This window comes from Paenibacillus sp. NPDC057886 (assembly GCF_042796655.1).
Taxonomy (GTDB): Bacteria; Bacillota; Bacilli; order Paenibacillales; family Paenibacillaceae; genus Paenibacillus.
The window spans coordinates 21551-44487 of the sequence record NZ_JBHVMZ010000002.1 but is presented as its reverse complement, the minus strand read 5'-3'; the positions used below and the strand labels follow the sequence as shown (position 1 = coordinate 44487).

Sequence of the window (22937 nt, the reverse complement as noted above, 5' to 3'; positions counted from 1 at the left end):
CAATATGTATATTTATAAAACAAACCAAAGACACATCTCTCAGGGGACCCAGTATGGGAAAGGGAGATGTGTCTTTTTCTATTTGTTGTTACTTTTGCTGAGTTGCCTATCCTGTCTACGTAAGTGAAAGAAAGATTAAGGCTGCTTCGTGTCGCTGATGCCATCCTCCACAATAGAAGGTTCCTGAGGATCAGGCAGGTTAGTATGACCAGAGCGGGCAATCAGGCGATTCTGGGCTTTGTACGTGTCACGTGTAATGGTCTTGGATTCGACGACTTTTCCATCCACTTTTTTGGTGCGCAGCGTCTCCACAATATATCCCGGTTGACCGTCCTGGAGCACCTGCTGTGCACCGTCAGGCAGTACATTGCTCGATACATATTTGACGGGAGCACTTAATGTCTCGATTGTACGGGATTCCAGTGCATAACTGACGTTCTCCGGGAAGGTGCCGAAAAATTTGACCGTTAAGCTTCCACCTTCCACTTTGGCATGAATGAGCAGAGACTTGCCGGTATTGTTTTTGAACCGAAAATTGATGGAACCTGAGGCAAACGTGGCATCCAACCCCTTCGGCAAATATTTGACAGGCAGGGAGTGGTTGCGGCGCTCTACAATGTCCAGTCCGGTCAACAGGGCAGCGTTATAGACCGTGCTTGATACCTGGCAGATGCCGCCCCCAATGCCAGGGGTCAGCTGCCCATTCACGATGACCGGGGCTTCACGGAAACCATAGTCTTCTTCGGCCTTACGAATGACCTTCTCATAATCAAAAGTACCATTTGGCGGCAAAATCATGCCGTTAACGGCTTGCGCTGCTGCGCTGACGTTATGTATCCGGCCTGCACTGCTGTTTCCAAGGCCAGTAGAGAACTGAATGATCTTCCGGTCAATTCCCTCTTGGCGCAGCGAATCGAGTGTTACTTCGGGTTGCAGCGTATACAACGGCAGCTGAACCAACAGCGGGTTTGGCTTCGCATCATGGTCCAGTGGAGCGAAATCCCGGTGCAGTTTAGCCTGCATCAGGCTCGCGAGTTCATCCCAGGCGATCCGGCGGACGCCCTTTTCCATGATGTACTGAACCTTGTCGCTTGCGGTAATGCGGCGAACAGCGTTCGCGGGTGTACCGAAGGTTTCCTTTTCCCAGGCAGGGGTAAGCTGCTCTCTCAGTGATTTTGAATTGTACTTCAGCTTCAGGGACCACTCCTTGATGAAATGATATCGGGCGTAAGCACGCTCCCACAGATTGCCTTCATCCAATTGCTGCACAGCTGTCCGGAAATCGTCAGCACTGTAGCTTGCGCCTGTCTGGGCGGCCGTGAACATCATCGTTTTTGGTGCAGGATCGTCAACCTCCAGGGTGATCGGCCATGCCTCCATTTGTTTTAATCGTTCATCCAGTGCCAGTAGAACCTCCTTGCGTTTCACGCCCTCAACCGACCACTCCCCAATACGTACACCTTCCGGTAGGGCTGGTTGGTTCACGTACATATACAGCAATCCATAGGACGCGGAACCGATAAAGAGGATGGAGAATAGCACAATGACCGTCAAATGTATTTTTTTCATATCCGTACGCTCCTTTGTACTTCTGTTGTTCCGCAATTCGTAACACTTTCCATATATATGATCCAATGATGGAAAACTTTCGGGTACTCAATAGGTAACAAATTTGTTACAATAAAATTCATATGAATCCATGCTTCACCATCGAAAAAGGGGCGAAATGGATTTTCCCTGATGAAATTCAGGTCTTTTTAAAGGAAATGCCGGGATTGTGTCGAAATGATAATGGCTAACTATGCAACGGGAAGTGATGATGTGATAGAAATGCAGGACGTGTGGAAGACCTACGCCAATGGTACCCACGCATTACAAGGGGTGTCGGTGAAGATCGACCGCAATGAATTTGTCTATATCGTCGGTCCGTCCGGCGCAGGCAAATCGACATTTATGAAATTGATGTACAGGGAAGAAGTTCCGACCAAAGGACAAATATCCATTAACGGATTTAATATCGGAAAGTTAAAGCCACGCAAAATTCCTTATGTACGCCGGAATATCGGCGTTGTGTTCCAGGATTTCAGGTTGCTGCCACGCATGACGGCATTTGAGAACGTGGCATTTGCCATGGAAGTTATTGAAGCGCCGAAGCGTCACATCAAGAAACGAGTGATGGAAGTGCTTGATCTGGTGGGATTGCGCAGTAAGGCGAACCGTGAACCTTCACAGTTGTCGGGTGGGGAACAGCAGCGTATTGCCATCGCACGTGCCATCGTGAACAATCCGTCTGTTATTATCGCGGATGAGCCTACGGGGAACCTTGATCCGGAGACGTCATGGGGCATTATGCAGCTGCTGGATGAGATTAATTTTCGCGGGACAACCATTGTCATGGCGACCCACAACAAGGATATCGTCAATACGATGCGTAAACGGGTTATTGCGATTGAACGGGGACAGATTGTACGGGATCAGATGAGAGGGGAATACGGTTATGAATTTTAGTACTCTCTTGCGCCATTTACGTGAGGGATTCAAAAACGTATTCCGCAACGGCTGGATGTCCGTGGCCTCCATCATGTCCATTATCGTGTCACTGCTCATTCTGGGCGTGTTCATGCTGCTGGTGCTCAATGTGAATTCCATGGCCAACCAAGTGGACAGTCAGGTCGAGATTAGTACGTTTCTCGAGCTGAACGTGGATGAGAACCTGCGTAACACGCTGGAGCAGGAAATCAGTGCGATGCCTGAAGTCAGTGAAATTCGTTTTGTCTCCAAAGAAGAAGGACTCAAAGAGTTCCGTGAACGTCTCGGAGAAAGTGCAGACAATGTGCTGAGCGGTTTCGATGTGGACAACAATCCACTGCCGGAGACCATTGAAGTAGAGGTCATTGAACCGGAAACCGTCACTTTTGTGGCGCAAAAAATCGAAGCATTGAACGATAAACACCCGGAGAAGCCGATCATGAAAGTGAACTACGGCAAGGAAACGGTGGAAGTGTTGTTCAAATTTACGAAGCTTGTCCGGAATATCGGATTTATTTTTGTTGGGGGACTGGGTTTGATGTCCATGTTCCTGATCTCGAATACGATTCGCGTAACGATTCTGGCCCGGCGCCGGGAGATCGGTATTATGAAACTGGTTGGAGCAACCAACACGTTTATTCGTTGGCCTTTCTTTGTTGAAGGGGCGTTGATTGGATTGATCGGTTCGGCGATTACGGTAGCGGTACTATTCTTCGGTTACAGCCGCTTGATGGCCACGATTGGTCAGGATGTATTCATGCAGATGCTTAACCTGATTCCACTCGGCGATATTTGGCTGTTGTTTGGAACATTGTTGATCGGACTGGGTGTGCTGGTTGGTATTTTGGGAAGTACATTGTCCATCCGCAAGTCTCTTAACGTTTAATCGAAATAGAATGGCAAAGCAGGTTCACAACTGAACGCTGTTTGACGATATGTAGTAAAGACGGAGCCTTTAGGTAAAGAAAGCAAAGAACATGCTGTTCACCACCTGTGCAGGTTGCTTTCTTGTGAATTCATAGGATGGGGGATCACATTTTGAAAAAAACAGCTTCGCTGCTGGCCTTAACGTTATTGGCCAGTTTGACGCTTCAACCTTCTGACGGATATGCCAAGAGTAGCATTAGCGACATTGATCAGCAGATTCAGCAACTGGAGAGCAAAGCGGCTTCGGCCAAAAAGGAGCAGCAAAAGGCTGCCAGCAACAAAAAGGAAGCCCAGCATTACAAGAACAAGACCAATGCTTACTTGAAAGTAGTCATGGAGCAGATCAATGTGGTTAGTGATGAGCTGGCAAACGTATCCTTGCAGATTGAAAATACGGAAGAGGATCTTCGGACAACAAAAAAAGATCTGCAAGCCGCAGAAGAACGTATCGTTGCAAGAGAGAAATTGCTTGAATCACGTGTACGGCTGATGTATACAGACGGTGCCGTTTCTTATCTCGATGTGTTGTTAACTTCAACAAGCTTCTCTGATTTCCTGACTCGTGCCGATTCACTAAAAACGATTGTGGATCAGGATCAGCATCTGCTGGATGAACACAAAAAGGACAAGCAGCTCGTCGTGGACAAAAAAGCAGAACTGGATGTGCAATATGCAGAAGCCAAGAGTCTGTATGCGCAGAAGAAACAGCGTAAGTCCCAACTAAATGAGAAGGAACAGGAGAAGCAAGTGCTTCTCGCTTCCTATGATGCTAAAATTGAAGAGTCGGAAGAGCTGACGCAAGAACAGGAAGACGTATTGATGCAGATTGCCAGCAAGCGTTCGGCCCTTCTGCAAGAGAAAAATAAATTGCGTGAGCAGCAAGCGGCGGCGGCGGCCAAAGCAAAAGCAGCAGCTGCTGCACGTGCGGCGGCAGCTGCAAAGGCGCCGACCAAGGTCAGCTCCAACAGCAGTAGCAGCACTTCATACTCCAGTGGTAACGGCATCTTTGGCATGCCAGTATCAGGTGCACGTGTATCTTCCGGTTTTGGACCTCGTATTCACCCGATTACGGGTGAAGTAGGTAAAATGCATGCAGGTGTAGACTTTGCTGTTGCTCAAGGAACATCCGTTCATGCCGCTTCAGGCGGGATCGTCATCATGGCTGAATGGTATAGCGGATATGGTTACACCGTCATTGTTGACCATGGAGGCGGATTGTGGACGCTATACGGTCATTTACGTGAAGGCGGATTTAAGGTTAGCAAGGGTGACACGGTAAGCCGTGGCGACATTATTGCTGAATCAGGCAATACAGGCAACTCCACTGGGCCGCATTTGCACTTTGAAGTACGTGATAATGGAACAGCAGTGAATCCATTTAACTATTTGTAGTTTTTAGCTAACCGTTGGAATGGAACAAACATATTCCGTACAAGCTAGGCATATACTAAGCTGGCATGTTCAGGGAATGATTCACAGAACAATTGAATTTGACACGCTTCAATACTAAAGGCGGTGACAAACGGATGATGAAGAAAAGATCGGCCCTGCTGCTTGTCATTGTAGCCCTTCTCGGAGGCAGCCTGCTTACGCTGGTGCTGATGAGCTCCCCTGGTTTGGCACAGACGACACCTGGCGAAGGATTGCTCGCCAGCGTTACTGGCAGTTCGCAGCAGAAGAACGATTTGAAGAAGATTGAAACCGCGATGGATTTGATCTCAAGCAACTATTATAAAGACGTGGATCGAACCAAACTGATTGATGGTGCGATCAACGGCATGATGGAATCCCTTGGTGATCCGTACTCCAACTATATGGGGCAGGAAACAGCAGCCCAGTTCGAGGAGTCGATTGAAGGTTCATTTACCGGAATCGGCGCAGAGGTATCCTCACAGGACGGAAATGTTGTAGTAGTATCACCGATCAAAGGATCGCCTGCCGAGAAAGCGGGTATTCGCGCGAAAGACATGATCATGTCCGTGAATGGTGAATCCCTGCAAGGTTTGGAACTGAACAAAGCCGTTAACAAAATCAGAGGTCCAAAAGGCAGTGAAGCGAAGGTGCAGGTCAAACGTGCCGGATCTTCCGAACTGATTGAATTTGTCATTGTACGTGATGACATTGATCTGGAGACGGTGTACGCCCACATGGAGGATAACGGTGTTGGTGTTATTACAATCACCCAATTCTCACTGAACACAGGAGATCGCTTTAAAGAAGAACTGGCGAAGCTGGAGAAGCAGAACATGAAGGGCCTGATCATTGATGTTCGTAATGACCCGGGTGGTGTTTTGCAGGTCGTTATTGATATTGCAGAGCAATTTGTTCCGAAAGGCAAAGTTATTGTTCAAGTCGAAGACAAGAATGGTAAAAAGGAACAAAGCAAATCGAACGGATCAGGTAAATCCTATCCAATTACGGTATTGATGAACAAAGGAAGCGCGAGTGCGTCGGAGATTTTGGCCGGTGCATTGCAACAGTCGGCAGGCGCAACGCTGGTTGGAGAAAATTCCTTTGGTAAAGGAACCGTACAGACGAGTTATGACAAACAGATGGGTGATGGCAGCCTGCTGAAAATCACCATCGCGAAATGGCTGACTCCGAATGGGGACTGGATTCATGAAAAAGGCATCAAACCGGATATTGCGGTGAACCAGCCGGATTACTTCTCGGTGGCACCAATCAACAAAGAAAAATTACCTTTGAAATACGACAGCAATAGCGCGGATGTGAAAAGTGCGCAGACGATGCTGAGAGGACTTGACTTTAAGCCGGATCGTGTGGACGGATACTATGACCAGAAGACAGAAGAAGCGGTCAAAGCATTCCAGAAACAAAAAGGCATTCAGGCAACAGGCCAGATTGACGAGAAAACCGCTGAATCACTGGAAGCGGCTCTGATTGAACGCATTGCCAATCCTCAATATGATGCACAGCTGAAGCGCGCGATCGAAAAGGTCTCAAAGGATATTTCGTCCGCAGTGTCGAAGCCATAAAGAAGGCTGATTTTCAGCCTTCTTTTTTTCTGAACCGGCTGAAGGAGAGGGGTGACCGTCCACAATGGAATGGGCTTGGCCATGGTTGACCACATTAGGGGAAGCATTGTTGCAGTTGTTTATTCAGCCGTTTTATTATATTGCGGTAATTTTGATTGCTCTCGTTTATCATCGTCAACTCTTGCAGGAACGTAAATTGTTCCACGTTCGTCTGCAAAGCTCGATAACACAGACCATTCGTGCAGTGCTTGGAGGTATTCTGATCGGTGTAATGGTCTCCGTCGTGTCGCTGTTTCTTGGGGCATATCTTACACTGGGCAGCCTGATCTGTATTTGGGCAGCTACGTTATTCTTGGCATTATTCCGTATCCGATATCTATGTTTTGCTTATGCTGCAGGTTTGCTTGGCGTGTTGCAGTTTGGTTTAAATATGGCTTCCGGCTGGCAGCCGGAAGGATGGATGGGAAGTGTCACTGAAGCATTGCGTGCGCTGGATATGCCTGCACTTCTTGTGCTCGCAGCTGTATTACATATCGGTGAAGCACTGATGGTACGCATGCAAGGGGTATCCATGGCATCGCCTTTGCTCTTCGAGGGTAAACGCGGCAAGCTCGTTGGAGGATACCAGTTGCAGCATTTCTGGCCGATTCCGCTGCTGATTCTAGTTCCAGTTACGGGCGGGGCCACATTGCCATGGACCGCCCTGATCAGCGGAGGAAATGGCTACATGCTGGTTGCGCTGCCGATTATGCTGGGATTCGGAGAAGTTACGCAGAGTATGCTCCCTGGGAAAAAGGTGCAGATTTCCGCAAAGCGATTGCTGCTATACGGGACAGGGCTACTTGTACTCAGCCTCCTGGCTGCGTGGTGGTCTCCACTCATGGTTGTCGCAGCCTTGGCTGCTTTCATTGGGCATGAATTCCTGGTGTGGTACAGTGCCTTCGAGGAACAAAACCGCAGCCCGCTATTTGTACACCCAGAGCACGGCCTGAAGGTGCTGGGCGTCATTCCTGATAGTCCTGCGGAAGAACTGGGGATTGAAGCAGGGGAGACCTTGTACAAGGTGAATGGCGTATTGGTGCATTCGCCTGAGCAATTACATCGCGCTTTGCGTATGAATCCGGCCTTTTGTAAGCTGGAAGTACGCAATCATCAGGGTGAGAGCAAGTTCATGCAACGGGCGATCTATGAAGGTGAGCATCACCAGCTTGGGGTACTCATGGCCCCGGATAATCATGAAGCCTGGGCGCTCCGCTTACGTCCGCTCACCCTGTTTCATATCGTAAGTCTCAAGTTGTTCGCACGACGTCGGAAAGATCAGCTTGATGTTGAAGCTCCACTAGCACTGCCGCCCGCCCCAGCGGGGGAGCAAAGATCTATAGAGATGTAATGAAAAAAGGGTATTTCCTCCGCCATATCAGGCGAGGGAAATATCCTTTTTGCTACTTTTTCAACATGAAAATGGCGATTTGAGTCCGATCACGCAAACTAAGCTTGCCGAGAATATCCGTAACATAGTTTTTGACCGTGCCTTCGCTCAAGAATAGTTTTGCGGCAATTTCTTTATTGGACAGCCCTTCCGATATAGCCTCCGCAACAGCCAGTTCCATGCGGGTTAATCCGTAAGAATCAATGGGTTCATGTGACTGAGGTGCTGCAGCAGGACGGAGCAGACTTGCGAGCTTACGAGCAATATCAGGATGAATCAACATATCCCCGTTATGTACAGTCTTGATGCCCTGAATGATCCGGTCAGGGGGCACATTTTTGAGCAAATAACCGCTGGCCCCGTTTTGCAAAGCCTGGATAATATACTCATCATCGTCAAACGTGGTAAGCATCAGTACACGAACGTCAGGGAAACGTGTCTTAATGATTCGGGTACCTTCAACTCCGTCACAATCGGGCATGCGGATATCCATAAGTACAACGTCAGCAGGTGTTCCTGACTCCAGCAGTTCGAGAGCTTCTCGTCCGTTAGAAGCTGTACCTGTAACGTTAATACCGGGATCGAGTCCGAGAAGGACTTTGAGACTTTCACGGATAAAGGAATCATCATCCGCAAGCATCAGCCGAATCGACTGAGGGTGGACAGAATGGCTCGAGTTATTTAATTCATTCAGGTCAGACATGAGCAAATCACTTCCTTTTTCAGATCAGTTCAGCTTTGTTCGTCATGGGCAGTCGTGTAATCACCGTATAGGGATAGTCCGACTTGATTTCCAGTTTCCCACCAACCAACTGTGTGCGTAGGCGCATTCCTTCAAGCCCTATGCCGAGTCCTGTAGACTCTGCTTTTACGCTCTGGTTAGCACGAGATCCTTCATGTCTTCCTTTCGTTTGTTCCTTGGTGGAAAGGGTATGGATCTTCCCATCGTTGCTGATGGCCATACAGATTTCTCTTTCTCCAAATGCCAGTTCCACAGTAATCGTAGTGGCATTTCCATGACGGAGGGCATTGGTCAGGGCCTCTTTGGCATTTTTGTACAAGACAATCTGCATACTGGGATAGAGTACATGTGAATGCCCACGCACTTCGTAACGCGTCTTCACACCCGTTTCCCGGCCAACGTCTTCAAGCAGACGATCTAGTGCGTAGGCATCGGATATATAAGAGCTAGGCTGCAATTTGTGGAGCGTGGTTCGCATGTCATCCATACTGGCAGCCAATTGATCTCGAATCTGCTTCACCATTTCCGTGCCCTGTTCCGGATGTATTGGCAGGGTCAGAAGGGCTGCCTCAGACATCAGTTTGGTGCGAATCAGGCGGTGACCGATATCATCATGAAGCTGCCGGGATATCCGGGTACGCTCCTCAACCTGTGCAGCCCCTTCAAGTTGCTTCGTGAATTGCAGCAATTGTTCGCGTGCCTCCTGAAGCTCGTAATGTTTACTGCGCAGCTCATCATACACCTGTTCAAGCTGCCCACGGCTGCTTGCAGTTCTAGACCCCTGCCAAGAGAGTGCTGCGGTGATGAGCAGGAGCAAGTTACCTGTAACCCGAGCGATTGTCTCTTGGGTGAAGGTAAAAGGAATGGCAGGGTTTGGGTGAAGTGCAAGCCATGCATGAAGCTCCTCTGGTGGGGTGTAATACCAATGTAACGCGATATTGCTGGCGATAAGCTGAATTGCGAGCATTAACCAGCGCTGGGCCCCATCCAGTCTGTACATGTACACATAGAGCGCAGATAAGGAGAGGAAAAACATAAATGGGCCATATAGAGCGATCAGCCAGCAGCTGAAGAGAATTTCGGCCGCGATCAGCAAACGCTGCATACCTGAACGGGTGAAGTCTTTCGACACCGCGAGTCCAATTGCAATGATAATATACAGAGTATAGCTATCTTCTTGTTCCAGTGGTAGCACCAGAACGTACAGGACAGCAGGAACTATGAGTAAACCGTATTGCAGCAACCGCATCGGCATATGTCAGAGACATCCTTTATTTTAGAAGTGAAGGTATACCTTCCGGTAATCTATGTGGATTATATCATAGGCAGTTTTCCCAACCGAAGATGACTTAAGTCACCTTTGTTTCATGACCTTTCGTACCTTCGCAGAAGATCACAATTCGTTACAATACAGATATGAAATCCAGTCCCAGGAAGCTGGACGGAAGAGGAGTGTATAATCTATGGCTATGCTTGAAGTGGATCATGTCGTGAAACGATACGGTAGCAAGCTGTCGGTGGATCATTTAAATCTGAGTGTAGGCAAAGGTGAAATTTTTGGATTGCTTGGACCCAATGGAGCAGGGAAAAGTACCACCATTAGCATGATTGCCGGTCTTTTAAATATGGATCAAGGTGAAATTCGGTTGGATGGCATATCGGTCAAGGAGCGGCCGCTTGAAGTGAAACGCAAAATCGGGCTGGTACCACAGGATCTGGCTCTATACGAAACGATGACCGCTGCGGAGAATGTAACTTTTTTTGCCCGGTTGTATGGACTCCGTGGAAAAATGCTTAAAGAAAGAGTGCAGGAATCCCTCGAATTTGTAGGTTTGCAGGACAAAGCGAAGGATGCCCCATCGACTTTTTCTGGTGGTATGAAACGCAGGCTGAACATTGCGTGTGCCATTATGCATCGGCCGGATTTAATCATTATGGATGAGCCAACAGTGGGCATTGACCCGCAATCGCGGAATCATATTTTAGAGTCGGTCCGTACGCTTAATCAGATGGGATCAACCATCATTTATACAAGTCATTACATGGAGGAAGTAGCTGCAATCAGTCACCGGGTAGCGATTATGGATCAGGGGCATATCATTGCCTGCGGCACCGAAGCAGAGCTGAGAGAACGGGTTGCATCTGAGGAAAAAATAGTGCTCACCACTTCGGGCATTGGTCCCGATGTTGTGGAGGAGCTAAAGCTTCACCCCCGTGTGCGGGCGGTAGAAGTATCAGAAGATACATTGACCGTTACGCTGCCTTCCGCGCAGCAGGATCTGCAAGATATGCTCTTCATTTGCAGCAAACATGAAATCTCTATTCAATCGCTCAAGGTCGAAGAGCCTGATCTGGAAACGCTCTTCCTCAATCTGACCGGACGTACGCTTCGGGACTAGGAGGATCTCAGATGAACATATGGCATATTTGCATCTTTGAGTTGAGACGGATTCTGAGAATTCGCTCGGTTCTGCTGAATCTGTTTATTCTGCCGCTGCTGCTCATTTTTATATTGGGTACTGCACTTTCCAGTACAATGGGGACGGCAAAAGAAGCCATTCCTGACCCGGTGAGAGTAGGGATCATTCAGACTGAAGGAAATTCCGGTTCCGGTGCGATCAGCAAAGCTTTAAATACATTTGTGACATCTCCGGCGGTAGCCGAAATGATGAAGGTACAGAACATACCTACGGAAGAAGAGGCAGTAAGTGCCCTGCGACGTGGTGACCTGGATTTTGCCGTAATAGTCCCATCAGATCTGGAGAAGCGGATCATGAAAGGGGAAGAGGCAAGGTTGCAATGGATACTGGGGAAAGATGGAACGCTCAATGTCGTGGGTCAGACTTTGTTTACGCGGTTCACGGATGAACTGAACAGACAGGTCGCTGCGGCGAAAGTGTTAGGTCCTGACGCAGTGGCTGCAATGGCTGAGCGTTCACAGACCAATAGCGCGAGCTCTTCATATATAGCTGTCAGCAGTCCCGGAGAAGTGGGCACCTCTTATAGTGCTTCACAATATTATGCGGCCTCCATGCTAGCCATGTTCATGCTTTACTCGGGCATGACAACCAGCAACAGCCTGTTTGGTGAGAGAGACAAAAAAACGTTAACTCGCTTACAGGCAGCTCCAATCGGCAATGAGATCATTTTTGCAGGGAAAATTGCAGGCAACAGCCTGATTGCTTTCATGCAGGCCATCATCATTGTACTGATGACGCACTGGTTATATGGTGTGAACTGGGGCACACATCCCTGGCTAATTGTTTTGATCTGTGTGCTGATTACGCTGGCTTCCATGACTCTCGGCGTGATTGTTGCCCTGGTTTGCAAAAATGCCGCATCGGCAAGTGCCGCTCTCCAAGGCATCATTATTGCCATGACATTTATTAGCGGTGGATTTACACCCATTGCCATTGGTTTTGTACAGCGAATAAGCGAATTTACAGTAAATCACTGGGCTCTGCAAAGTTTTCTGCGGATGATGCTGAACGCTCCCGTAAGTGAGATTATGTACAGCATCATGATGCTTGGTGCGGTATGTGCGGTAATGGTGGCGGCAGCGGGACTGATCTATAGAAAGGCGGGATATCGCTATGAATAGCCTGAATATTGCCTGGTTGATGATCCGGCGTACGATATTGCGCAAACGGGGTTTCATCACGTTCTTTCTTCTTCCTTGCCTTGTCGTCACAGGAACAATTGCGCTGTTTGGGAGCGAGGAGGGAACACGTGCGGTCATTCCTTATGTAAATGAGGATCAGGGTGCAGCAGGCAGATGGATCTTGGATGAGCTTGGTCGCAAAGAGGAATATCTACTCAAGCCCATGAACAACGTTGCGGAAGTGAAGGAAGCCATCGCGCAGCAAAGGGGGAGTTCCGGACTTGTTATCCCAGCGCATTATACGGAAAACTTACTGCAAGACAAACAGCCTGAAGTCCAACTGGTAGAACTTCGTGTCAGTGAAAGCTCCTATACGCTGAGAGCTGCGGTTGAAGGCATGGCGGAGGGACTGAATCAATCTGCTTCGGCAGTATTGGCAGCGACAGATGCGGCTTCGGGTGAAACTCGTGATCCAGCTTTGGCCCAAGCAAAATTTAAAGAGTTGTTACTTGAACTGGGCAAACATCAAATTTCGGGTGAAGCAACTGAGCTGCAGATGTATCCCAAACCGGGTCTGAACAATGTGACCGGATTTACGATCATGTTCATGATGGGTCTATTGACCAGTACAGTTGCTGTTATTATGGAAGACCGCAGGCAGCGTACGATGACAAGAATCTACACGGCTCCGGTCCGCGCTTATGAAATCGCACTGGGCAATTTTCTGGGGAGTTTTGCGATCGGTTTGATCCAAATTGTTTTGGTACTGGGGATTAGCAGATGGGTGCTTCATTATGAGGCGGGAATTCCATTTGGCATTCATCTTCTCATTCTGGCCGCATTCATGCTGGTCTCCATGGGAATTGCGAGTACCGTTGCCGGCTTGATTCGTGAATCCAAAAATGCAAACATGCTGAATTCACTGATTATCACACCGACGTGTATGATTGGCGGCTGTTTCTGGCCGCTGTCGATCATGCCGGATTACATGCAAAAACTCGCTAATTTTGTTCCGCAAAAATGGGCAATTCAAGCGGTGGAAACAATCTCTGCTGGCGGTACGTTGTCGGACATTGCACTACCGCTGCTGATTCTGTTTGGCATGGCAGCCATTTTGCTGACGGTGGGCTCTGTGATTCTTCGTCCCAGCCAGCCAGGCGTAGATGCATAATATGTGAAATCGTTTGTATGATGAAGGTAATCACATCGTGTGCCATTATTGTAAAACGAAGAAAATAAGGGATCTGTCGTTTAGCAATAAAAATTAGAATTATAAACAAAAAGCACGTTCTGCTGAATCAAATTCAGTAAGAACGTGCTTTTTATAATAGAGCAAGGATGCTTCATACGAAATATCGAAGTTTTAAGGCTGGAGTTGACGCAAGACGGTGATTTCCACACGTCTATTTTTTTGCCGCCCTGCGGCGGTGGTATTATCGCCAGTTGGGCGGGTATCCGCGTATCCGGCATATTGAAAACCGTCAGGGTCAAGCTTTTCTTTGTCGAGAAAAAATCGCAATACAGACAGTGCGCGTGCACCGGAAAGCTCCCAATTGTCTTTATAGGTAGCATTCGCCCCGACAGGAACGTTATCCGTATGTCCTTCAATGCTGACAACTGTGCTCAGATCACGGAACAGGCTTGCCAATTTGCTCAGTGTGGGTGCGGCATCACTTTTGAGTGCGGCCTTTCCCTGATCAAACAGGAAGCGGTCACTGAGTGTGATGGAGATGCCTTGCGGCTTGTCCGCAACAAAAATCTGATTTTCCAGTTTATTGTCCTCGATATACTGGGTAATCACATTGAACAGATTTTGCAGCTCCTGCTCCTGTGATCTGAATTGCTCTTCCCGCTCCGTAAGTGGCTGATCGTCATCTTCTGGCGTACCTGTCTCGGAGCCGGAAGGTGATCCTTCACCTTCTCCGGGGTCTTCTCCCTGAATCTCGGAAGGTGGATTTTTGGTAATGGCTTGTCCTGCTGTACCAGCAATCCCTTCACCTTGATCAAGCAGGGAATTGGATTGGTTAAATGTATTTTGCAACGATTGAGTAACCACATCATATTTACCAGAATCCAGATGGCTCATGGCATACATGATCACAAAAAAGATCAGTAGCAGGGTAATGAGATCGGCATAGGTAATCATCCAGCGATCTCGATGATCTCCAGGTTCACGTTTTCCGCGCCGTTTACTGCGCCGACTCATCCAATCCCTCCTTCACTACAGGACGTGTGATCTGGCGGTGAGTGAGTGTGAAGGACTCCAGCCGTTTACGCACGAGCTGAGGGTTCTCTCCGTTTTGGATGGATAGTACGCCTTCGAGCAGCATTTCCATCGTCTGAATTTCGTCTGCTCCACGGGATTTAATTTTGGAAGCAATGGGTAAAAAGATAAGATTGGCACTTGCGACCCCATAAAGGGTTGCGGTAAAGGCAACAGCAATTGCTGGTCCGAGTCCGGTAGGATCGGTCAGACTGCCGAGTACCTGAATAAGTCCCATCACCGTACCAATGATACCCATCGTTGGAGCATAACCGCCTGCTGATTCAAAGATTTTGGCATAACCTTCATATTTTTGTTCGACGGAATCAATCTCCATCTCCATGATCTGGCGAACAACATCCTGATCTGTGCCATCGACAACCATCTGAATACCATCTTGTAAAAATGGATGCGGATGGTCCATCACTTTTCGTTCCAGTGCAAGCACGCCTGAGCGGCGAGCGATTGAAGACATATCGACAAGTTCTTCAACCCACTGGCTTGAGTCATTGTTGTTACGCCCAAAGGCCATGCGGAGGGCAGCGGGAATCGTACGCAGCCGATGTGCAGGGAAACTGGCAACAACTGCGGCAATTGTACCACCAAATACAATTAGAGCAGCCGTCTTTTGCATCAGACCGGATAATTGACCACCTTCCCATAAAAAACCGCTAATGACTGCGGCAATCCCGGCAATAATGCCGATAAGTGTCGCAATATCCATAAATTAACCCACTCCTATCTTTACTTCGCGATTGCATCACTTGCACAGACGAGGTATAATTAAACGGGAACAAATATTCCTATTAATATAAGTTTTCCCATATGTAAATTCGGGGAACTTCGACAATATATAGTGACTATTATTTTAGACGATAGGGTGAGATACGGCAATGAGCGATATTATAATGAGCGACAAAACGTTCGAAATCGAGTCAGAGTTTTCTCCCCAAGGTGATCAGCCTGCAGCCATTGAAGAATTGGTGAAGGGTGTTCAGGAGGGGAAGAGATATCAGACGCTGCTGGGTGCAACCGGTACGGGTAAGACGTTCACCATTGCACAGACGATTGCCAAGCTGCAGCGTCCGACGCTAATTATTGCGCACAACAAGACGCTGGCAGCGCAGCTTGCAAGTGAGTTCAAAGATTTTTTCCCTAACAACATGGTTGAGTATTTTGTCAGTTACTACGATTATTTTCAGCCAGAGGCCTATATTCCTTCCTCGGATACGTATATCGAGAAGGATTCGAGTATCAATGAAGAGATCGACAAGCTTCGCCATGCGGCTACAAGTTCATTGTTTGAACGCAGGGATGTCATCATTGTAGCGAGCGTGTCCTGCATTTATGGTTTGGGTTCACCACATTCGTATTCCAGCATGTTGCTGTCACTTCGGGTAGGCATGGAGAAACCGCGGAATCAGATTTTGTCTCGTCTGGTGGAGATCCAGTATCAGCGGAATGACATTAACTTTGTGCGGGGGACATTCCGCGTTCGTGGGGATGTCATTGAAATTTTCCCTGCATCTAAGGGTGAACATGCGATTCGGGTTGAATTGTTCGGAGATGAGATTGAGAAAATTACGGAGATTGACGTGTTAACCGGAGAACTGGTTGGCGAACGTGAACATATTGCGATCTTCCCGGCGTCTCACTTTGTAACCCAAGAAGAGACGATGAAGGTTGCGCTGGTGAACATTGAGCGTGAACTGGAAGAGCGACTTGAAGTGTTGCGCGAACAGGGTAAACTGCTGGAAGCTCAGCGACTGGAGCAGCGTACACGTTATGATATCGAGATGATGAAAGAAGTTGGATTTTGTTCGGGGATTGAGAACTATTCCGGACCGCTGACCTTCCGTGAACGGGGCGATACACCTTACACGTTAATGGACTATTTTCCGGATGATATGTTGATTGTGGTCGATGAGTCCCACGTGACTCTTCCACAGATCCGTGCGATGTATAACGGTGACCAAGCACGGAAGACTGTACTGGTTGATCACGGATTCCGTCTGCCATCTGCGCTTGATAACCGTCCGCTTAAATTCGATGAGTTCGAAGGCAAGATGGATCAGATTATCTATGTATCGGCAACGCCAGGTCCCTATGAGATAGAGCATACGGATACGATGGTACAACAGATTATCCGTCCAACCGGTCTGCTTGATCCAATTATTGAACTGCGTCCGACGAAGGGACAGATCGATGACCTGATTGGTGAGATTAACGACCGGATTGCGAAAGACGAGCGTGTGTTGATTACCACTCTAACGAAGAAGATGTCCGAGGATCTGACAGATTACTTGAAGGAAATTGGAATCAAGGTACGGTATCTGCATTCCGAGATCAAGACGTTGGAACGTATGGCGATCCTGCGTGATCTCAGGCTGGGGGTTTTCCATGTGCTGATCGGGATCAACTTGCTCCGGGAAGGTCTGGATCTTCCAGAAGTTTCTCTGGTAGCCATTTTGGATGCCGACAAGGAAGGTTTCCTACGCTCGGAACGTTCACTGATCCAAACGATTGGCCGGGCAGCGCGGAACAGCGAAGGTCGAGTCATTCTATATGGTGACAAAGTGACGGATTCGATGGATAAGGCGATTAAGGAAACAGAACGTCGTCGTGCAATCCAGATTGAATATAACGAAGAGCATGGTATAACGCCACAGACGATTCGCAAAAAAGTGCGTGATGTGATTGAAGCAACCAAAGTTGCCGAATCAAAGAAAGACTATCTTACAGGCGCTGCCGAGAAGATGTCGAAGAAGGATCGTCAGTCGCTTATTCAGCGCCTAGAGGCAGAGATGAAAGACGCAGCCAAAAACTTGCAGTTTGAGCGTGCTGCTGAACTTCGCGATGCATTGTTGGAACTACGCGCAGAATAAGCTTATGAAGGCAGACTGTAGAGATATAAGATAGAGGCACAGTAATGAATGTGTCGCAGCAAGGATAGATCTGCAACAAGAGAACGGCCGGGTGGCCGTTCTCTTGTTGAGTAAAGAAATCAGTGATATCTATCGATAATTAGACATGTTGAAAACCTGAAATCAGGTCTATACTGATAGAATAGTTGAATTTGGTTAAAAGGTTTATAGGAAAACAATTGGAAGTCGTGTACCCAGGAGCCGAGCCGAAGGCAATGGCGACCTTCGCGAACGAGGCGAAGTCGTGAGCGTCCGGTGTTTAAGGGGAGCCGAGCCAAAGGCAATGGCGACCATCGCGAACAAGGCGAAGCCGTGAGCGTCCTCTCGTTGTAGAGCGGCCGTTCAAGAGACCGGCAATCGGCCGGAATCTTGGACGAGGCTGCGGGTACACGACAACCTTCACATAGCAAGACCCGACCATTCACCACGCACCGCCTGTTTCGGGTGTCCAGAGGGCTGCGCCCTCTGGGGCCCTCCCTTGGAAGGGAGGGTTTGGGAGGGATCGAAAAAGACTTTGATTTTGAAAGGATGAATACCATTGGCGAGCGAGAACATTGTCATCAAAGGCGCGCGAGCGCATAACCTCAAAAACATTGATATCACCATCCCGCGTGACCGTTTTGTCGTATTGACCGGTCTGAGTGGCTCAGGCAAGTCCTCGCTGGCTTTTGATACGATATATGCCGAAGGACAGCGACGTTACGTGGAATCATTATCGGCTTATGCACGGCAGTTTCTGGGGCAGATGGAGAAACCGGACGTTGATTCCATTGAAGGATTGTCTCCGGCCATCTCCATAGATCAGAAAACGACAAGTCGTAACCCGCGTTCTACCGTCGGAACCGTTACGGAAATCTATGATTACCTGCGTCTGTTATTTGCACGTGTGGGACATCCCCATTGCCCGGATCATGGTGTGGAGATTACTTCCCAGACCGTAGAGCAGATGGTAGACCGCGTGATGCAATACCCTGAACGGACCCGGCTACAGATTTTGGCACCGATTGTCTCTGGGCGTAAGGGTGAACACAAAAGTGTGTTTTCCGATATCTCCAAGCAAGGTTTTGTCCGTGTTCGGGTGAATGGGGAATTACGTGATCTGTCCGAAGATATCCAATTGGAAAAGAACAAGAAACATACGATTGAAGTCGTCGTTGACAGGATTGTGATCAAGGAAGATGTGCAATCACGTTTGGCCGATTCGATCGAGACTGCACTTAATCTGTCCGGGGGACAGTTGCTGGTGGATATTATGGGTGAAGAAGAACTGCGTTTCAGTTCCAACTTTGCCTGCCCGGTGTGCGGATTCAGTATCGAAGAGCTGGCGCCGCGCATGTTTTCGTTCAACAGCCCATTTGGAGCCTGCCCGGATTGTGATGGATTAGGTGTCAAAATGATTGTTGATCCGGACCTACTGGTGCCGGATCGCAGCAAAACAATTGAAGACGGTGCGTTTGATGCGTGGACAGGTGGCACATCAACCTATTATCCGCAGTTCCTCAAGTCGGTATGCGAACACTTTAACATTCCGCAAAACGTACCTGTAGAAGATCTCCCTGCTGAACAAATGAACAAGCTTTTGCAGGGTACAGGTACGGAGAAAATTCGTTTCCGGTACGAGAATGATTTTGGACAACGGAAAGAAGCACTGGTTACCTTTGAAGGTATTGTGAATAATCTGGAGCGTCGTTACCGTGAGACAGCATCCGAAGGTATCCGTGAATTCATTGAAGGTTATATGAGTGCCAAGCCGTGTGGAACATGTAAAGGACAGCGACTGAAACGTGAAAGCCTTGCTGTTACGATTAACGATCACAACATGGCGTATGTGACAAGTTTGTCCATTGGAGAAGCTGGCCGTTTCTTTGATTCGCTGCAATTGAGTGAGAAAGAAGAAATAATCGCCAAACTTATTTTAAAAGAAATCAACAGCCGTCTCGGCTTCCTGGTAAACGTAGGACTGGATTACCTGACTCTGAGCCGTGCTGCAGGAACGTTGTCCGGTGGTGAGGCCCAGCGGATCAGACTGGCGACACAGATTGGTTCCAGTCTGATGGGCGTGCTGTATATTCTTGACGAGCCAAGTATTGGTTTGCATCAACGGGATAATGATCGTCTGATCTCCGCACTCGCTCATATGCGGGATATCGGTAACACACTGATCGTGGTTGAGCATGATGAAGATACGATGCTTGCTGCAGACTACATTATCGATATTGGTCCGGGGGCAGGTATCCACGGTGGTACTATAATGTCGCAGGGAACACCGGAAGAAATCATGAATGACGAGAACTCGTTAACGGGTCAATATCTGAGTGGGCGCAAGTTTATTCCGGTACGTACCGAACGCCGTAGTGTCGGGGACCGCTGGCTGGAAGTGCGTGGAGCGAAGGAAAATAACTTGAAAAACCTGAATGTAAAAATTCCGGTGGGTGTATTTACCGCAGTAACGGGTGTATCTGGCTCGGGTAAATCGACGCTAATTAATGAGATTTTGTATAAAACGCTGGCTCGTGATTTGAACCGCGCACGGGTACGCCCAGGTCAGCATAAAGAGATTCGGGGTCTGGAACATATCGATAAAGTCATTGATATTGACCAGTCACCAATCGGACGGACCCCACGTTCCAACCCGGCTACCTATACAGGCGTATTTGATGACATCCGTGATCTGTTTGCACAGACCAATGAAGCCAAAGTACGCGGATACAAAAAAGGCCGGTTTAGTTTCAATATTAAAGGTGGACGGTGTGAAGCATGTCGCGGGGACGGCATTATCAAAATTGAGATGCACTTCCTGCCAGATGTCTACGTGCCTTGTGAGGTCTGCAAAGGCAAACGGTACAATCGCGAAACCCTTGAAGTCAAATACAAAAATAGAAATATTGCAGATGTGCTGGAAATGACGGTAGAGGATGCAACGCAGTTCTTCGAGAACATTCCAAAAATTCATCGCAAAATGCAAACCTTGCTTGACGTGGGTCTAGGCTACATTAACTTGGGGCAGCCTGCAACAACCTTGTCCGGTGGTGAAGCACAACGCGTGAAGCTTGCTTCCGAGCTGTATCGTCGCAGCACGGGTAAAACCATTTATATTCTGGATGAACCAACGACGGGTCTTCATGTGGATGATATTGATCGCTTGCTGAACGTCCTGCACCGTCTCGTGGATTCCGGAGAATCGGTACTGGTTATCGAGCATAACCTGGACGTTATCAAAACAGCCGATTATATCGTTGATCTGGGTCCAGAAGGTGGCAGTGGTGGCGGAACCATTGTTGCAACAGGTACGCCAGAGGATATTATTAAAGTGGAAGCTTCCTATACCGGTAAGTACTTGAAACCAGTATTGGAGCGGGATACGGAACGAAGCAAGACGTTACAATTAACGGAGTAAATGCTCCGGTTTACTGGTTGCTTGTGAATATCTAAGTGAATAGCTAACCCTTCTTTTTACGAAGTGTGAGGCATCGATGTATGATCTGATGTCCTCTTCTTCCGAGGAGAAGGGTTTTGTGATATTTTGCCGTTGTGCCAATCTCAATATGATACCCGGTGAAAGTGTTTACATATGCGGTAGAGCAAGCATTCCATCAATCTACTGCCAAACTGGATTTTTTTCATTTTTCTGGATGATAGGGCTTGCATTACAAGCAGGGTACAGATAACATAGAGGAAGATATTAGGGTATGCGTTAGCATTCGGCATTTTGCATCACTTGAATCGGTTCTGGGTACAAGTTGTAAATGAGAGCCTCATCTCAATTTACTTCTTGCTGATTGGAATTCAATCATTGGATTTATGCAAAGTGCATGTTCAACTATGGTGAGGAGGTCTGTCTATCCATGCTGTTTGCAGAAGCTGTCGCGGCGAGTACTTCGAATTTTAATGCGTTTGATATTTTTGTCATCTTGTTTACGATCCTGATTTTCATCGGAGTGGTCCGATTGATTCGCGCACCGAAGAAGAATTTGTTTGCTATCGGATTTGCAGTGGTCAGTCTGCTGGTATTCCTTTTGACGGACTATGCCATGATTACCGGTTGGTTTGGTTCGTAGAGACACCGCTGAACTTATTTGAAAACAGCAATTAGAAGAACAGACAAACACTTTCCAGGGAGTTAAGGAGGGTGTTTTTTTGTGTTTTGCAGAGTAGTTCGGATAATACGGTCTTCTCTATAGAAATTAGGTCTTAAAGCGATTGTGCAGGAATAATTTGTATGTTAAATTGGAGGATACCGGTATTGCAGATAATAGAGAAAGAGATTCAGCAATGGATCGTAACGTTTGGTTGCATAACGGAGGATATGTAGAGAGGGTTAGGTGAGAGAATGAGAGTGTTGGGGAAAAAGGGCGTAGCCATGCTGATGGCTGCTGTACTCTCGATCAGTGTTGCAGCAACGGCTGGAGCAGCGGAGTCTTCATCAGGAATGCAAGCCAAAGTGGTAGATGGACAAGTATATGTTAGTTCAAAAGATTTGGTCAAAGCGCTCGGAGGTAGTGGGCAATATGACGCCAAATCCGGAACGTTTCAGTATAAGGGTAGTGAAGCAGTCCCGAAAGTAATTGAAAAAGTATCTCCGTCTGTTGTAGGCATCATCGGCAAATCTACCGAATCACAGGATGGCGTCACATCCGATCGCTATAACCTGGCTCATGGCACAGGCGTGATCATCCGCTCCAACGGCTGGATTGTGACGAATGCCCATGTGGTTGATGGATTAATCAATCCGTTGGTCGTGACGACCGATGGCAATACATATAAAATCACCAAAACATACAGTGACCCGCTAAGCGATATCGCTCTGATCAAAATTAATGCCAAATCTCTTAAACCGGCGACCTTCGCCAAAGCTTCACAAACCACCGTTGGAGAAACCGTCATTGCCATCGGTACACCGATCTCCTTCTCTTTGCGTAACTCGGCGACAGTAGGCGTAATCAGTGGTCTTAATCGGGGCGTGGAGGCCACCTATCGGTTGATTCAAACAGATACGGCCATTAACCCAGGCAACAGCGGCGGACCGCTGGTCAACCTCAAGGGTGAAGTCGTCGGTATTAACTCTATGAAATTTTCAGCAGTGGGTATCGAGAGCATGGGATTTTCGATTCCAGTAGATACCGTTCAGTATATTATTAATCAGTTCTTTGAATACGGGAAAATCAAGCGTGCAAGCCTTGGCCTGCAACTGGAAGAGAGCTGGTCAGCGATTGTGGGCCTGCCTACAGATGATCCTTTGACGATTACGGGCGTGCTGTCAGTTCAAGCAAAGAAAGCTAAAATCAAAGAGGGGGATGTGTTATACAGTGTGGCAGGCACACGTGTGTCCTCTGTGGTGGATATCAATGAGTTGCTCAAAAAGTATGTGCCAGGACAAAAGGTCAAACTGTTGATGCAAACGGACGGCGATATTGTCACTCGTACGGTGGTCCTTGCTGATCGAGCGGATATCCAAGACGATGAAGATGAGCAGTTCCCTGTAGATGAAGACCAATAAAGCCCGGCGAGCAATCCGGATCCAGAGAG

17 protein-coding genes are annotated in these 22937 nt (G+C 48.0%); 12 read left to right on the top strand and 5 right to left on the bottom strand.

From position 1 onward, the window contains the following. Positions 1 to 135: 135 nt before the first annotated feature. The gene (locus ACFVQB_RS07440; protein WP_379436482.1) at positions 136 to 1569 is read right to left on the bottom strand and encodes a VanW family protein; all 1434 of its coding nucleotides are present in this window, start codon (positions 1567 to 1569) and stop codon (positions 136 to 138) included. Positions 1570 to 1821: 252 nt separating this feature from the next. Between ACFVQB_RS07440 and ftsE the strand changes: the two genes are divergently transcribed. From ftsE to ACFVQB_RS07415, 5 genes are all read left to right on the top strand, one after another. Then, on the top strand, positions 1822 to 2508 hold the full coding sequence (gene ftsE / locus ACFVQB_RS07435) for a cell division ATP-binding protein FtsE (RefSeq protein WP_024631580.1): 687 nt from the start codon (positions 1822 to 1824) through the stop codon (positions 2506 to 2508). Continuing rightward, the gene (ftsX, locus tag ACFVQB_RS07430; RefSeq protein WP_063567509.1) at positions 2498 to 3415 is read left to right on the top strand and encodes a permease-like cell division protein FtsX; all 918 of its coding nucleotides are present in this window, start codon (positions 2498 to 2500) and stop codon (positions 3413 to 3415) included. Before ftsE ends, ftsX begins: the two co-directional genes overlap by 11 nt. 152 nt (positions 3416 to 3567) lie before the next feature. Then, the gene (locus ACFVQB_RS07425; RefSeq protein WP_379436478.1) at positions 3568 to 4848 is read left to right on the top strand and encodes a murein hydrolase activator EnvC family protein; all 1281 of its coding nucleotides are present in this window, start codon (positions 3568 to 3570) and stop codon (positions 4846 to 4848) included. 134 nt (positions 4849 to 4982) lie between these two features. Then, the gene (locus ACFVQB_RS07420) at positions 4983 to 6452 is read left to right on the top strand and encodes a S41 family peptidase (RefSeq protein ID WP_379436475.1); all 1470 of its coding nucleotides are present in this window, start codon (positions 4983 to 4985) and stop codon (positions 6450 to 6452) included. A 64-nt stretch (positions 6453 to 6516) separates the two neighbouring features. Then, on the top strand, positions 6517 to 7842 hold the full coding sequence (locus ACFVQB_RS07415; protein WP_379436472.1) for a PDZ domain-containing protein: 1326 nt from the start codon (positions 6517 to 6519) through the stop codon (positions 7840 to 7842). Between the two features lie 52 nt (positions 7843 to 7894). Here ACFVQB_RS07415 and ACFVQB_RS07410 read toward each other — a convergent pair whose 3' ends face one another. Beyond that, positions 7895 to 8584, bottom strand: a complete 690-nt coding sequence (locus ACFVQB_RS07410) for a response regulator (protein ID WP_379436469.1) — start codon at positions 8582 to 8584, stop codon at positions 7895 to 7897. A gap of 19 nt (positions 8585 to 8603) precedes the next feature. Next, positions 8604 to 9878 (bottom strand): sensor histidine kinase, encoded by a 1275-nt coding sequence (locus ACFVQB_RS07405; RefSeq protein ID WP_379436467.1) that lies wholly within the window; start codon positions 9876 to 9878, stop codon positions 8604 to 8606. A 208-nt stretch (positions 9879 to 10086) separates the two neighbouring features. Between ACFVQB_RS07405 and ACFVQB_RS07400 the strand changes: the two genes are divergently transcribed. Genes ACFVQB_RS07400 through ACFVQB_RS07390 form a run of 3 tightly spaced genes read left to right on the top strand, consistent with a single transcriptional unit; the run spans position 10087 to position 13395 of the window. Next, complete coding sequence (locus ACFVQB_RS07400; RefSeq protein ID WP_379436464.1) at positions 10087 to 11022, top strand: ABC transporter ATP-binding protein; 936 nt, start codon at positions 10087 to 10089, stop codon at positions 11020 to 11022. 11 nt (positions 11023 to 11033) lie between these two features. Further along, positions 11034 to 12224 carry an ABC transporter permease gene (locus tag ACFVQB_RS07395; protein WP_379436461.1) on the top strand — a complete coding sequence of 397 codons (1191 nt, stop codon included), beginning with the start codon at positions 11034 to 11036 and terminating at the stop codon, positions 12222 to 12224. Beyond that, the gene (locus tag ACFVQB_RS07390) at positions 12217 to 13395 is read left to right on the top strand and encodes an ABC transporter permease (protein ID WP_379436458.1); all 1179 of its coding nucleotides are present in this window, start codon (positions 12217 to 12219) and stop codon (positions 13393 to 13395) included. Before ACFVQB_RS07395 ends, ACFVQB_RS07390 begins: the two co-directional genes overlap by 8 nt. Before the next feature lie 192 nt (positions 13396 to 13587). On the opposite strand, the gene ACFVQB_RS07385 is transcribed toward ACFVQB_RS07390, so the two are convergent. Both ACFVQB_RS07385 and ACFVQB_RS07380 read right to left on the bottom strand, forming a co-directional pair. After that, positions 13588 to 14430 (bottom strand): flagellar motor protein MotB, encoded by an 843-nt coding sequence (locus ACFVQB_RS07385; protein WP_379436455.1) that lies wholly within the window; start codon positions 14428 to 14430, stop codon positions 13588 to 13590. Further along, entirely contained in the window at positions 14414 to 15211 is a 798-nt protein-coding gene (locus ACFVQB_RS07380) for a flagellar motor protein (RefSeq protein ID WP_072733566.1), read from the bottom strand. The genes ACFVQB_RS07385 and ACFVQB_RS07380 overlap by 17 nt, the downstream gene beginning before the upstream one ends. A 169-nt stretch (positions 15212 to 15380) precedes the next feature. Between ACFVQB_RS07380 and uvrB the strand changes: the two genes are divergently transcribed. The 4 genes from uvrB (at position 15381) to ACFVQB_RS07360 (ending at position 22908) form a co-directional block, all read left to right on the top strand. Beyond that, the gene (gene uvrB / locus ACFVQB_RS07375; protein WP_379436451.1) at positions 15381 to 17372 is read left to right on the top strand and encodes an excinuclease ABC subunit UvrB; all 1992 of its coding nucleotides are present in this window, start codon (positions 15381 to 15383) and stop codon (positions 17370 to 17372) included. Between the two features lie 577 nt (positions 17373 to 17949). Further along, the gene (gene uvrA / locus ACFVQB_RS07370) at positions 17950 to 20808 is read left to right on the top strand and encodes an excinuclease ABC subunit UvrA (RefSeq protein ID WP_379436448.1); all 2859 of its coding nucleotides are present in this window, start codon (positions 17950 to 17952) and stop codon (positions 20806 to 20808) included. A 448-nt stretch (positions 20809 to 21256) separates the two neighbouring features. After that, positions 21257 to 21469: a hypothetical protein gene (locus ACFVQB_RS07365; RefSeq protein WP_379436446.1), complete on the top strand. Its 213-nt coding sequence runs from the start codon at positions 21257 to 21259 to the stop codon at positions 21467 to 21469. A 272-nt stretch (positions 21470 to 21741) separates the two neighbouring features. Beyond that, positions 21742 to 22908 carry a S1C family serine protease gene (locus tag ACFVQB_RS07360; RefSeq protein ID WP_379436442.1) on the top strand — a complete coding sequence of 389 codons (1167 nt, stop codon included), beginning with the start codon at positions 21742 to 21744 and terminating at the stop codon, positions 22906 to 22908. The last annotated feature ends 29 nt before the right edge of the window (positions 22909 to 22937 follow it).

Coding starts and splice junctions, on each gene's coding strand:
- ACFVQB_RS07365 (WP_379436446.1), top strand. CDS start 21,257: ATGCTGTTTGCAGAAGCTGTCGCGGCGAGTACTTCGAATTTTAATGCG.
- ACFVQB_RS07440 (WP_379436482.1), bottom strand. CDS start 1,569: ATGAAAAAAATACATTTGACGGTCATTGTGCTATTCTCCATCCTCTTT.
- ACFVQB_RS07380 (WP_072733566.1), bottom strand. CDS start 15,211: ATGGATATTGCGACACTTATCGGCATTATTGCCGGGATTGCCGCAGTC.
- ACFVQB_RS07385 (WP_379436455.1), bottom strand. CDS start 14,430: ATGAGTCGGCGCAGTAAACGGCGCGGAAAACGTGAACCTGGAGATCAT.
- uvrB (WP_379436451.1), top strand. CDS start 15,381: ATGAGCGATATTATAATGAGCGACAAAACGTTCGAAATCGAGTCAGAG.
- ACFVQB_RS07395 (WP_379436461.1), top strand. CDS start 11,034: ATGAACATATGGCATATTTGCATCTTTGAGTTGAGACGGATTCTGAGA.
- ACFVQB_RS07400 (WP_379436464.1), top strand. CDS start 10,087: ATGGCTATGCTTGAAGTGGATCATGTCGTGAAACGATACGGTAGCAAG.
- ftsX (WP_063567509.1), top strand. CDS start 2,498: ATGAATTTTAGTACTCTCTTGCGCCATTTACGTGAGGGATTCAAAAAC.
- ACFVQB_RS07415 (WP_379436472.1), top strand. CDS start 6,517: ATGGAATGGGCTTGGCCATGGTTGACCACATTAGGGGAAGCATTGTTG.
- ACFVQB_RS07390 (WP_379436458.1), top strand. CDS start 12,217: ATGAATAGCCTGAATATTGCCTGGTTGATGATCCGGCGTACGATATTG.
- ACFVQB_RS07360 (WP_379436442.1), top strand. CDS start 21,742: ATGAGAGTGTTGGGGAAAAAGGGCGTAGCCATGCTGATGGCTGCTGTA.
- ACFVQB_RS07410 (WP_379436469.1), bottom strand. CDS start 8,584: ATGTCTGACCTGAATGAATTAAATAACTCGAGCCATTCTGTCCACCCT.
- ACFVQB_RS07420 (WP_379436475.1), top strand. CDS start 4,983: ATGATGAAGAAAAGATCGGCCCTGCTGCTTGTCATTGTAGCCCTTCTC.
- ACFVQB_RS07405 (WP_379436467.1), bottom strand. CDS start 9,878: ATGCCGATGCGGTTGCTGCAATACGGTTTACTCATAGTTCCTGCTGTC.